The sequence below is a fragment of the Rhizobium sp. IBUN genome (assembly GCF_000510625.1).
Taxonomy (GTDB): domain Bacteria; phylum Pseudomonadota; class Alphaproteobacteria; order Rhizobiales; family Rhizobiaceae; genus Rhizobium; species Rhizobium altiplani.
Genome location: NZ_AZNV01000044.1, coordinates 34030 through 45585, shown reverse-complemented (window position 1 = coordinate 45585; position 11556 = coordinate 34030). Strand labels below are relative to the sequence as shown.

General features: G+C 58.3%; 11 protein-coding genes and 1 pseudogene. 6 read left to right on the top strand and 6 right to left on the bottom strand.

Features of this window, described 5'->3' with window-relative positions; translation table 11 throughout:
* From RHIBUN_RS34115 to RHIBUN_RS0127540, 4 genes are all read left to right on the top strand, one after another.
* Positions 1-246, top strand: a 246-nt coding sequence (locus RHIBUN_RS34115; RefSeq protein ID WP_037217726.1) for a transposase, incomplete at its 5' end; no start/stop codon positions are given.
* A gap of 505 nt (positions 247-751) precedes the next feature.
* Positions 752-2416 carry a SulP family inorganic anion transporter gene (locus RHIBUN_RS0127550; RefSeq protein WP_280949584.1) on the top strand — a complete coding sequence of 555 codons (1665 nt, stop codon included), beginning with the start codon at positions 752-754 and terminating at the stop codon, positions 2414-2416.
* Between the two features lie 185 nt (positions 2417-2601).
* Positions 2602-3723 carry an HlyD family secretion protein gene (locus RHIBUN_RS0127545; protein ID WP_025662046.1) on the top strand — a complete coding sequence of 374 codons (1122 nt, stop codon included), beginning with the start codon at positions 2602-2604 and terminating at the stop codon, positions 3721-3723.
* A gap of 193 nt (positions 3724-3916) precedes the next feature.
* Positions 3917-4762 (top strand): hypothetical protein, encoded by an 846-nt coding sequence (locus RHIBUN_RS0127540; protein WP_245271731.1) that lies wholly within the window; start codon positions 3917-3919, stop codon positions 4760-4762.
* Positions 4763-4825: 63 nt separating this feature from the next.
* Here the strand turns inward: RHIBUN_RS0127540 and RHIBUN_RS0127535 are convergent, their stop codons facing one another.
* The 3 genes from RHIBUN_RS0127535 to RHIBUN_RS37945 form a co-directional block, all read right to left on the bottom strand.
* The gene (locus RHIBUN_RS0127535; RefSeq protein ID WP_025662044.1) at positions 4826-5179 is read right to left on the bottom strand and encodes a potassium channel family protein; all 354 of its coding nucleotides are present in this window, start codon (positions 5177-5179) and stop codon (positions 4826-4828) included.
* A gap of 48 nt (positions 5180-5227) precedes the next feature.
* Positions 5228-6298: an AI-2E family transporter gene (locus RHIBUN_RS0127530; RefSeq protein WP_025662043.1), complete on the bottom strand. Its 1071-nt coding sequence runs from the start codon at positions 6296-6298 to the stop codon at positions 5228-5230.
* A gap of 325 nt (positions 6299-6623) precedes the next feature.
* Positions 6624-7232 (bottom strand): DUF2254 family protein, encoded by a 609-nt coding sequence (locus RHIBUN_RS37945; protein WP_198021185.1) that lies wholly within the window; start codon positions 7230-7232, stop codon positions 6624-6626.
* A 101-nt stretch (positions 7233-7333) separates the two neighbouring features.
* Between RHIBUN_RS37945 and RHIBUN_RS37940 the strand changes: the two genes are divergently transcribed.
* Positions 7334-7462: a hypothetical protein gene (locus RHIBUN_RS37940; RefSeq protein WP_280949583.1), complete on the top strand. Its 129-nt coding sequence runs from the start codon at positions 7334-7336 to the stop codon at positions 7460-7462.
* Positions 7463-8182: 720 nt separating this feature from the next.
* On the opposite strand, the gene RHIBUN_RS37585 is transcribed toward RHIBUN_RS37940, so the two are convergent.
* The 3 genes and pseudogenes from RHIBUN_RS37585 to RHIBUN_RS0127505 form a co-directional block, all read right to left on the bottom strand.
* On the bottom strand, positions 8183-8629 hold the full coding sequence (locus tag RHIBUN_RS37585; protein ID WP_025662042.1) for a carbonic anhydrase: 447 nt from the start codon (positions 8627-8629) through the stop codon (positions 8183-8185).
* A gap of 342 nt (positions 8630-8971) precedes the next feature.
* Positions 8972-9262, bottom strand: a pseudogene (locus tag RHIBUN_RS34100) (DDE-type integrase/transposase/recombinase); the annotation flags it as partial.
* 230 nt (positions 9263-9492) lie between these two features.
* Positions 9493-10068, bottom strand: a complete 576-nt coding sequence (locus RHIBUN_RS0127505; RefSeq protein WP_025662040.1) for a L,D-transpeptidase — start codon at positions 10066-10068, stop codon at positions 9493-9495.
* Between the two features lie 922 nt (positions 10069-10990).
* Here RHIBUN_RS0127505 and RHIBUN_RS37580 point away from each other — a divergent pair.
* A complete protein-coding gene (locus RHIBUN_RS37580; RefSeq protein ID WP_245271730.1) occupies positions 10991-11413 on the top strand; it encodes a GGDEF domain-containing protein in 423 nt (140 codons plus the stop codon).
* Positions 11414-11556: the final 143 nt, after the last annotated feature.

The window sequence follows — 11556 nt, the reverse complement described above, 5'->3', positions numbered from 1 at the left end:
AAAGAAACCAGAGCCTGGCTCGATAAACGACCGGCAGGCCGCTTCGAATTTACCTTCACGCCCAAACACGGCTCCTGGCTCAACCTGATCGAGGGCTTCTTCTCCAAGTTCGCCCGCTCCGTCCTGCGCCACATCCGGGTGACCTCAAAACACGAGCTCAAGGAACGCATTATGGCCGGTATCGACGACATCAATCGTCATCCCGTCATCCACACTTGGTCATACAAGCTCGCCGAGGCTGCTTGATATGATTCGAACCACGAAAACGCGCTACTAGTTGTCCAGAAGATGGTGAAGACGACGATGCCCGGGCCGAGCATTTTGGTCGGCAAGTCGCAGACATGAGTACCAAAGCCCGTATCACGGGTACCCTACCGCGGCGAGCGATCTCTCGTCGACAGGGCTCTACGTCGACTTGCCGCCCTGGGGGTACCATTTGTTCGAGATGGACTCGCCGTGAGGCGCCGTTGGCCATAATGGGACGGCCGAGAATTTCTTCACCGGCTGAGGCCGTGCAGGTCCGGCAGGCGTGTATTGCCGGTAAGTCGCGCCCAAAATTCCGGCCACGTGATACTCATCTTCGCGCTATTAAGAACCCAGATAATTCTTATACTTATCAGGGAATCTTGAATTTGCGACTATTCTACTCCACTACCGCGCCGCCAAAAGCAGCGACGAGATTTTGGGATCGTCAACTTGCCGCGTAAAATGCTATAAATAGGAGGTAGTTGCCTGCTCGGAGCAGATTCCAGTGACCCCCGAAACAACGCATGGCAGTACCTCATTGACAGCAGGCCTTCGGCTCGACGTGGTAGCCGGACTTACAGCAGCGGCGGTTGTCCTGCCCAAGGCGATGGCTTATGCCACTGTTGCCGGACTGCCGGTGAGCGTCGGCCTCTATACGGCTTTCGTTCCGATGATCGTCTATGCGTTGCTCGGAACGTCACGCGTGTTGAGCGTCAGCTCGACGACCACGCTGGCAATCCTGGCTGGAACCCAGCTTGGGACCGTCGTTCCCGATGGTGATCCCGGCAAGCTGATCACCGCCGTCGCAACGCTCACCGGACTCACCGGCGCCCTTCTGATAGCTGCCTCGGTCCTTCGCCTGGGGTTCGTGGCTAACTTCATTTCGTCGCCTGTGTTGACCGGCTTCAAAGCGGGCATAGGGTTAGTGATCGTGCTGGACCAGGTGCCGAAACTGCTCGGCGTGCATATCGCTAAGGCAGGCTTTTTCCGCGATATCGTCAGCGTGCTGCAATATGTACCGGCAACGTCGCTGCTCACACTGACAATTGCAGCCGCGGCGTTGATCGCATTGTGGACGATGGAGCGGCTCTGGCCCCATTCACCGGCCCCGCTGGTGATTGTCGGCGCAGGCATCTTGGTTTCCTGGCTCGCCGGCCTGAATGCCCTGGGCGTTGCAACTGTGGGGTTCATCCCGCGGTCGCTCCCATCAATCACTCTTCCTAGTCCCGGCTTGATCGAGCAACTTCTGCCCGGGGCGCTCGGCATCGCGCTAATGAGCTTTACCGAAACGATTGCCGCCGGACGGGCCTTCGCGGCCCCTGCAGAGCCGTCCATCAGGCCCAACCGGGAACTTCTGGCAACGGGAGCCGCCAATCTGACCGGAGCTTTCTTTGGCTCCATGCCCGCGGGCGGTGGCACGTCCCAGACGGCGGTGGTTCGCGCCGTTGGTGGACAATCGCAAAAGGCCTCTCTGGTCACCGCCGCGGCGGCGGCGGCCACCATGCTGTTTCTTGCCCCGCTGTTGGGCTTGCTGCCGCAAGCCGTGCTCGCCGCGATCGTGATTATTTACTCGGCCGGACTAATCGCCCCCGCCGAATTTGCATCCATCCGTAGGGTTCGGCGGATGGAGTTCCGCTGGGCACTGGCGGCGTTCCTGGGCGTGCTTGTCTTCGGCACGCTTCAAGGCATCGTGGTCGCGATCGCCCTTTCGCTAGTCGGCCTGGCCAGTCAGTCGGCCAAGCCGAAGGTCTCCGTTGTTGGCCGCAAGCGGGGCACTGATGTGCTCCGGCCGCTGTCACCTGACCATCCCGACGATGAAACGTTCGAGGGCCTGCTGATCCTCCGTCCGGAGGGCCGGCTCTTTTTCGCTAACGTTCAACAGGTTGCGGATCAGATCCAGTCGCTGGTCGCCAAGCATAAGCCGCATGTGCTTGCGCTCGACATGAGCGGTGTCTTTGACATCGAGTATTCCGCCATGCAGATGATGATTGAGAGCGAACGGCGCCTTGCCGCACAGGGCATCACGGTGTGGCTGGCAGGATTGAATCCCGATGTGCTCGACTACGTTCGGGCCTCCGGTCTCGCCGACAAACTCGGCCGCGAGCGGCTTTTCTTCAACATGCTTGCCGCTCTGCAGCGCTACTTAGGCGGCAGCATCGACCGCAGCTAGTCTAAGTATGGAACCTATGGCGGTCGTCCTCGCTGCTCAACTGGTTAGCGGCCGTTTCGATGAGGCTACTTACGCCGCCCCTGCCTGCGCCGCCCACAGCCATAGCTTGTTGTCGTGCGACGGATTAGAATAGCCGACAATTATTCCAGTCTGACTGAGCTCCCTGGCGCACAAGGAGGGAACAAATGACAGCGGAACCGGCCCTTGAGCCCAACAAAGGGGTCGAGGTTCCTGAGCCAAAAAAGGAGCCCGACAATCCTTTGCGAAGGGTGGCGCTGAGTGTGCTGCTGCTGGCGGCTTTTCTCTTTACGCTCGGTGTCTTCATGGAGCGGCGCACACCAATGTCGTCGCAGGCCACCGTGCAGGCATTTGTCATCAGCATCGCACCGGAAGTTGCCGGGCGGGTCGTTGAAGTCGGCGTGATCGACAACATGCGCGTGTCCCCCAAGCAAATGCTGTTTCGCATCGACCCCCATCAATACCAGATTGCGGTATCAGAGGCCGAGGCGCAGCTCGATAGCGTAGGCCAGTCCATCGGTGCGTCAACGGAGGCCGTCAACACTGCCCAGGCCAAGCTCGTGGAGGCGCGGGCCTCTCGCGACCTCAGTCTCGAACAGGCCAATCGGGCAAAGCTGCTGGTTGAGCAGGGAGTCTATCCCAAATCCAGATACGACCAGGCAAAGTCGGGCTACGATCAGGCAGAGGCAGCCGTAGACGCCGCCGAAGCCGAGCTAAAGCGTGCCGAGCAGGAACTGGGGCCGGTGGGCGCCGACAATCCCCAACTGCGAGGGGCGCTTGCGGCATTGGAAAAGGCTAGACTCGATCTCAGTCGGACCACGATCGAAGCGCCGGGCAAAGGTGTCGTGACCAATCTTCAACTGACCGCGGGCGGCATGGTGGCGGTCGGCCAGGGAGCGCTGACATTCATCGACGTCGATACGGTGTGGATCACCGCCGCGTACAAGGAAAACAGCCTGGAGAACGTGACCCCCGGCGATCGGGCCGAAGTGTTGTTCGATGTATTGCCCGGAAAGCTGTTCCCGGCCAAGGTCGAGAGTGTCGGCTTGGGCGTCGCCCAAGGCTCGATCGATCCCAGCACCGGTCTGCCGAAGATTTCAACGGAAAGCGGCTGGATCCGAACGCCCCAGAGTTTTCCGGTAAAACTGGTCCTGGACGAAGGACTGCCGCGGGGCGTCCGCTATGGTTCGCAAGCCAATGTGGTGATCTATGCCGGTGAGCACCCGATTACCAACTGGATTGGGTACTGTTGGATGCGGCTACTCTCGGTGCTCACCTATGTCAGCTAGTGAGGATTCGCGAGACATCAACTTGAGTTCCATCACGAACCAAAAGCGCAAGGGATTGCGCGTTGCCCTCGCCGTCGCGGCTGCATTCACTTGGGCGGTCGCCACAAGCGATCCCCTCCCATTTCTATGCGCACTGTTTGCGGCGCAGATGCTCATTTCAAGTTCTCGAGCGATTTCCCTCCAAAGCGCATTCTTGCTGACCCTGATCATCCTAATCGCCGCGTTGATCGTCCAGTTCCTGACCACGTTTCTGGCCGAGCGGCCACCGGTTCTGCTGCTGTTGCTTGGCCTGATTTATTTCGCCTGCTTTCTGAGGCAGGCGAGTGGCAAGCCCAATCCACTCGTTTTCCTCATCCTTGTGGTCAGCGTCATGATCCCTCTGCTGACTATTTTGAACATTGACTTGGGCAGCTCCATTTTGACGGTCTTCGTCAAAAGCATTGCAGCCGGCGCCATCGTAACGTGGCTGGCCTATGCATTGATACCGGATATCGAAACGGTCGAAGCTGCGCGGCCATCTACATCCTCAACCCCGAAACCAGTTTGGCGCGCTGCTGCAGACGCATTGATTCTGCTTCTGGCGGTGACGCTCTGCCTTACCCAGGACCGGCTTGCCACCGCGGTAGTGATTCCCATCACCGTCGCGTCGCTGCTGTCGCAGTTGGACGTAGAGGCTAACGGCAGGCCTGCTCTGGCTACTGTCCTCGTCAACATACTAGGTGGCGTGGCGGCCATGCTAGGGTTCGCAGTGTTGGAACTAAGGCATTCGTTGGCGACGCTGTTTCTGCTGGTGTTGCTTGCCGGGCTCGTATTCGGCGGCCGCGCGGCGACGCCAACTGTCGTGGCGAAGATCAATGCAGGAGCCCTGACTGTCTTTCTGCTGGTGCTGGGCTCCGCTGTCTCACCACTTTCTAGCGGCGCAGCCGAAACCTTTGCGACACGCGTCGGATATATAGCGCTTGCAATTGTCTACACGCTGTTCTTTGCAACGTTGCTGTGGCCGAGCAAGGGAACGGCTGGCAGAATTCGGGAAAGATAGCTTCCCGCGGCGCTGTCAAGCCCGCCGTCTGACGTCAAGCGCAACTCCAACATTGCCGGGCTATCAATTCCGTTCCGCGTGGTCGCGAGCCGCCTCGCCGAGCGCCTGCACACTAACCGCTGCGACTATCCCGGTCAGCACGATACCGGAAAATCCAATCACCAAGGCAAGAATTCGCGCAAGGGCATGCTTGGGCGTGAGATCGCCGTACCCTATGGTCAAGCCCGTAACAAAAGTGAAGTAAAGTGCTTCGCCGATACTCCAGTTTTCAATGCGGCTGATGACAATCCCGGATCCGACCATGACGACGAGGATCCCGGAGAAAATTGGCCACAATACGTAAAGCTGCTTCAGGAGCGCAGCAAAAAAGAGTCGCCTCCTTCTTCTCCGATCTGACACCTGACGTGTTTTCGCCATGAAATGCTCGACCCCCACTCCCACAAACAACCATCCCTGTCCGTCTCTCTAGGCGTTTAAGGACTCTTCTTCTCCCAGCCAGTTCCTGACGATCGAGTAACCAATAGCCATGACAAGGGGGCCGACAAAGATGCCGATAAGTCCCATCGTCAGAACACCGCCGATCACGCCGATAAAGATGATCCAGATGGGAGAGCCAGCGCCGCGGCCGATCAGCAACGGTTTGATGACATTGTCGAGGATATTGATGATTATGCCCGCAACTGTGGTGAAGATCGCCCAACCAGTTTCGCCTTGATAAGACAGCCAAACAGCAGCCGGGATCCATACTAACCATGTGCCGATCTGCAGCATTGCCGTGCCAAAGCAGAGCACGCCCAGCGGGACGGCAAACGGAACCCCCGCGATCGCGAAGCCAATGCCTGATAGTATGCTCTGTATGAGCGCCGTCCCCATCACCCCCTGCACGACGCTTCGAATGGTGCGAACCGCAACATCGACCAGGCTCTCCCCGGTGGGGCCTCCAAGGCGCCGCCCGATTGTTCGGAATGTTGAAGCCGTGCTTCCTTGAGTGGCGAGAAAAACTCCGGCAAGAATAATGGAAAGCAGCATCTGCACAACGGTGAGTCCTAACGATGCACCAAGAGCCGCAAGCCATTGAAAAGCCGGCCCGAGATAGGGTTTCAAAATAATCAGTACATTGCGCGAGGATGACGCGGCCGCATTCCACTTCTCTCCAATCGTCGACCCAACGAGTGGAAAGTCGGACACCCAGGACGGTGCCGGAGGCAGGGTCAGCTCCGTCCAATTGTTGGTCATGGTCGCTATCGCTTCGGTCGCGTGATCGAAGGAGCCCGGCAGATAAGAGAGCGGGACTATCACCAGGATCAGGAGGGAGAGGACGATGAGCATCGTCGCCGTTTTCGGGTGACCTCCGATTGCGCTCGCGAGGCGGCGCTGCACCGGATATAGCGCGACAGCAATTAACGCTCCCCATGCGAGCACACCTATCAGCGGCCACGCGATCCAGAAGCAAGCTAAAATGATCACGCCTATGATAAGCAGGCCTACTAGGCGCTCGGCCCAGAAACCCAGAGATTCTTCTGCGCCCGCTGACATGCGCGTCTCCCCCGGTCGGATTCTGCGCGTTTCAGTCCACTACCACCCTTTGGATTCTGAGTGCCCAATACCCCAGCTTGTGCACCACCAGTGATAGACATTATGCCACCGCCAACTTGCAATATCCAGCCAAAGCTCGCTCTGAAGTGTGGCACTCGGAAAAGACGCCTTCTGGCCTCCCGGAGGCGCCCAAGAGGCAACATCGCCCGTTTCTCTCCGCCCATGGTGTCGGATGCTCCGCCTGAGTTGGTCTGCGAAGGCTAAGACTTGGGCATCGCCAGGACTGCGATCCCGCTCCTCGCCGAGGCGCCTCAAACTCTATGGCTCAAACCTGCTCCGAGGCCTTGAGATCGGCAATAGAAGCAAGCGCCAGGTCGGCGGGCAGGACATGGATAGTCTTTACGGCGTCATCGAGCCGGTTGAGCTCAGTACGCAGTGTCGGGTGACGCGCCTCCGGCAGGGTCTTTAATAGGTTCTCCAGCCTTGCGCGTAGCCGCCGCGCGACCTGGAAGTTCTCAGCCCCATAGAAGCGAATCTCCCTCACGGCCAGTTGCACGAAATCCTCCCAGTTTGGCGTCTGAAGGATCAGTCGTAATTGGCCGGATTTGTCGAAAGCCTGGTCGCCGTGCAGCCGCCGCTCGCCAACCTTTCGAAGCAGTCGATTAGGTTGGTCGACGGCGAGTACGGCGGTGGTAGGGTCGTTGATAGCTTTGGACAGGGCCTTTATCGTTATGTCGACGATGATACGGAAGGCAAAGTTGGGATCCTGCTCGATCGTGCGCTCGGGCCCGATCGCCACATTTTGGGGGAACCGTCTTTTCTCGATTTTTGCAATGTCGCCATAGAGCCGAAAAAGTGGCTCGCCTGACTCTAAGAAGCTCCCGACAAAGTGAGGGAGCTCAATGACGAGCCCGAACCGCTGCGCCTCTTTCACAAGACCCTTCAGATTTACCGCTAGTATGACCCCGACTTGCCCCTATAGGGTATGGTGCGGTCTGGCAGATTGATTGTTCGTCGCGAGTCTGTGTGCGAGTCATGACCGTCGAACAAGTCAGGATAGACCTTTTCGATTACGTCACATCCGAGGTCGCCTATACGCTGAACGATGCTGACGGGCCGCAGCAACCGCGCAGCATGGTCGATCAGATAGAGGAAGGCGATTAGGGAAGCGAATCCAAGAATTCCGGCAATTCCGACAAGAAAGAATGGTGCTTCGGCTTCAAGTCGTCCCAGCACGCCTACTGAAAACAGGAGCCTAAAGATAAAGATGCCCACAGTTGTCCGTATCACATTGTCACGCAGTAGGGCTGTTGCAATGATTCTCGGACTCAGCTGACCGCTGGCAACCTGAATTGCGACAAGCAATGACCCGAAGGTGAAGACGATGAACGTCAGCGTAAGGGTGACGATGGTCTCCAGTATGCGCTGCGCCCTTGGCGTCCCCCATGGCCACAATGGGATCACAATGAATCTCGCATTTATCCAGTCTACAACCTAGATAACCATTACGTAGAATAGCAGTGCGATGAACGGGACGACCCACAGTGTGGATCTTAGGTAGCTCTTAATGCTGTACCACCGATTCCATGACATTCTTCGCCCTCCCGTGATGCCGCCTGCAAGCCTGTGTGGACCTCGCGCCGAGGGGGTGCCCGGGCGCTGCGGCAACCACTCGGGCTAAGCGCCAAGCAGGGCGGTCACCCGCGACGACCCAACAATGGTGTCTCCAAGCTGCTGAAATTCGGCCACGTCGCGGGGTGCAGGTGCCAAGCCGACGCCGTCAGGGTGGCCGGTACTGGGCGTCCACACCCTGCGCGTCTCCAAAAGGTACACGCCGTAAACAACACGCAGTTCGCCCTGTGTCTCGATCTCCTGCTGGGCAGATCAAGCAGCCAATGCAGCATTGACGACGACCGATGTCTCAATCAGCGCCTGGCGGTACCCTGCACGTTGGAGAATGTCTGGCCCGAACGCCGCCTGAAGTTTTTGCGCCGAGACGTGCACGACGACCAGCAGGCGGTCGAGGATCTCTCGCAACGAATGTCGGTCGACCAGCGAGAGGTACATTCCAGGATTGAGGAAGACATCCACGGCTGCGGACACCACGCCACATCCGCTATGTCCAAGGACGACAATGAGCTTGAGGGTGCCGCCCAAGTGCTCAACAGCGTATTTCAAGCTGCCCAAGACGTCGGAGCCGAGGCCGTTGCCGGCCACGCGGATGACGAACAGGTCGTTCGGTCCCTCGTTGAAGATCAGTTCGAGGGGGACACGGGCATCGGAACAGCCCAGGACAGCCGCGAACGGACGCTGTGAAGGCGCTGCGGCCATGCCGGACGCCAGCCCTAGATCACGCGCGCGACTTGCACGACGCGGCGCGCTGAAGTGCCTTCGTCTTTCACACTGTCAAGCAGGTCGGCGAATGCGCGATTGCCGTCGATCAACCGCGAAAGGGCAGTAGTCGCGTCAGGCGGTCTGGGGCGAACGCCGACGTCCTTCTCCTGATACCGGTATGCAATTTCAACCGTTCTCGGGGTTCTCGGACGCTTAAAGGAGCGCGCAGAGATCATACCCTCCTTACAACTTGTGATCCAGCATCATTGTTTGGGTTAAATATACTGACCGGGATCGCCTCACCCACTGGTGGGCGGCGGGTCTGGATGATCTCGTCGAGTAACCATCCTGGTCGACTGCGCGCCACAGCCAGTGTTTTTGGCCGCCGATCATCACGACCACCTCGTCCAGATGCCACACATCGTTTGGGCTCGGCGCTTTGCGCCGCAAACGGCGGGCGTAGTCCGGGCCGAACTTCGTCGCCCAGCATCGGTTCGTCTCGTGAAAAACAATGATACCACGCTCCAGCAGACGCAGGCTCAGCGGAAATCGAAAACACAGCCAGACTGCGTAGCTAATGACGGACGGCGGATCACGATGACGCTTGTAACTGGCGGAGGGCTCAATCATGACGGCCGAATATTAGCCAGAAGCTTCATCACCAGTTAACCTGACAGCACAGTCCAACGGCATGGGCGGATCGATGGTTTGAACACTCGCAAGTGCCCGCGCCCTCGGAAATCTCGATGACCACGGCGGGAAGGTTCGCCCCGATAGGGAGTGACACTTGGTTAAGGCACGCTCCCTACCGTCGCTAGTACAGTTTGTGAGGGCGATGCCCTCACTGAGGGATACGAGCATCATATGACCAAGACGTGGGTTCCTACGGGTGCCCTGCCGTAAAGATGAAGAATGTCTTCATTGGTCATGCGAATGCAACCATTCGACACCGCCTGTCCGATCAGCCAGGGTTCGTTTGTGCCGTGGATCCGGAAGTACGTATCCTGTCCACCGCGGTAGAGATAAAGCGCAGCTGCACCGAGCGGATTGTTCTCCCCTCCTGGAACGCCTCCAGCGTACTCAGCCAACCGGGGCTTGCGTTCGATCATGCTGGCCGTCGGCGTCCACGATGGCCACTCGGCCTTCCGCCCGACAACGGCATTGCCCTTCAGAGTAAGACCTTCCTCGCCGACTGCCACGCCATAGCGTGTCGCGCGGCCTTCATCCTCAACGTAGTAGAGGTAACGTTCGTAGGTGTTGACGACGATACTGCCCGGCGCCTCGCCGCCCGAATACGCAACCTCCCGTCGTTGAATAGGGGAAGTTCTTGAGGCATAGGGATTCCGGACTGAAGAATTCGACGTGCTGCACGAGGTCGCCATCATCGCCAGACAGCTCAAGAGTAGGCTCCGGCGCGTAATATGGTCTTTATCCATTGTTACCTGCTGATTGTGGTGTGCCCTGGTGTTTTATTAGCAGTGCCGCATGTTCATGCCAAGTCATTGCTCTCCCTATAGTTGCCAAGTCGTTCCGATCCGATCGATGGTTGGAATGCGTCCGAACGCATGAAGCTGGCGCAAATTTGCGGCTGTGCCGCATAGACTTCATAAAGCGTCAGCATGTGAAGGGAAGGCTTCTCCACCTGGTTCAACACCACGCGCATGCATTCGCGGACACAAGTCCGCGAAGAGCATCGTAATAAGCTTAGACTCACTGCGCGGACGGAATATGCCGATGGCATGATCGAGCACGACGCCGTGGTGGGCGAGGTGCTAAAGTCGCTCGATGGGGGCTCCACGGATTCATGTGCTAGGAGCAAACATTCAGGATGCCAACGTCGAAGTGCGAACGGGCATTTTGAACGAGCGCATATGCCTTGGCCTGTCAGACCGCGATCGATCGGGTTGGCGTGACCATGAAATTTTGGGTGGCTAAAGCTAAAATGCCGTCGGATTTATTCACCTGCTATTTTCGGCGAATCTGTCAAATATAGCGACCACTGTAATGGCTCCGTTTTTACCGATGACCCTGCAATTTCGATTTCGCCCAGCCGCAATTGTCGCGCATATCAAGAGCGCAACGCTCGGCGCCCTTACCTCGGCGGCTGGGATGACCGCGGTCGTCTGCTTGTTAAGCCTGCTTGTTCCCGAACGTCCGTTTTGGGTAGAATTAACGGCTGTGGCGTTGATATCGGTGGCTGTTACATTTCCGCTGCAATTTGCGCTTCAACGACGCAAAAAAGCGCTTCGTGATCTCCAGAAAGAACTTCAAGACGCCCTCCACCATGATCCCATCATAGTTACACTGTGCGCCGACTCATTTGCGACCCCCGTCGAGCATGCGATAGACCGCAGGCGCGTGAGCACCGGGGAAAACCCGGATGGCGTCATTCTCGTTGTCAGGGTCGGCAACTTCGATGAGATCGGTCGTCGCTATGGACCGCAATGGGCAGATACGCTGCTTCAATCGATTGCTTGGATCGTCCATTCTTCCGTGCGCCATGGTGATCTCGTCGCCCGCGTTGCCTCCGACGAAGTCGGGATCTATCTGCCAAGCGCAACAATGGAAAATGTCGACAAAATCTGCGAGCGCATCCGCGCTCGGGTATACGAAACCACCTTCATAGCCGGACAAGAGCGGCAGATATCCGTGACGGTGCGGTTTGGCGGCACCAGGGTCGGGGACCAATCCGCCTTCCAGGCACTCAGCGAGGCTGCCAACAGCGCGGCCCTCGAGGAGGAAGAGGCTGGCCCCCTCTTTTTCCGAGAGTTGTTTTCGTGAGAGGGCTTTCGGGCCGCCGGGCATATTCGGGTTTACAGTCTGTCGACAGCGCGCCGCGGAGTTTTGGGCGAGACGGTTCGCCGCCTCGGCAACCGCCCTGGCGCGTAAATAACGCGAGTCAAAGCGAGGCGACTTGGCCCGGT

Coding starts and splice junctions, on each gene's coding strand:
- RHIBUN_RS0127530 (WP_025662043.1), bottom strand. CDS start 6,298: ATGTCAGCGGGCGCAGAAGAATCTCTGGGTTTCTGGGCCGAGCGCCTA.
- RHIBUN_RS0127505 (WP_025662040.1), bottom strand. CDS start 10,068: ATGGATAAAGACCATATTACGCGCCGGAGCCTACTCTTGAGCTGTCTG.
- RHIBUN_RS0127545 (WP_025662046.1), top strand. CDS start 2,602: ATGACAGCGGAACCGGCCCTTGAGCCCAACAAAGGGGTCGAGGTTCCT.
- RHIBUN_RS37585 (WP_025662042.1), bottom strand. CDS start 8,629: ATGGCCGCAGCGCCTTCACAGCGTCCGTTCGCGGCTGTCCTGGGCTGT.
- RHIBUN_RS37940 (WP_280949583.1), top strand. CDS start 7,334: ATGACCGTCGAACAAGTCAGGATAGACCTTTTCGATTACGTCACATCC.
- RHIBUN_RS0127535 (WP_025662044.1), bottom strand. CDS start 5,179: ATGGCGAAAACACGTCAGGTGTCAGATCGGAGAAGAAGGAGGCGACTC.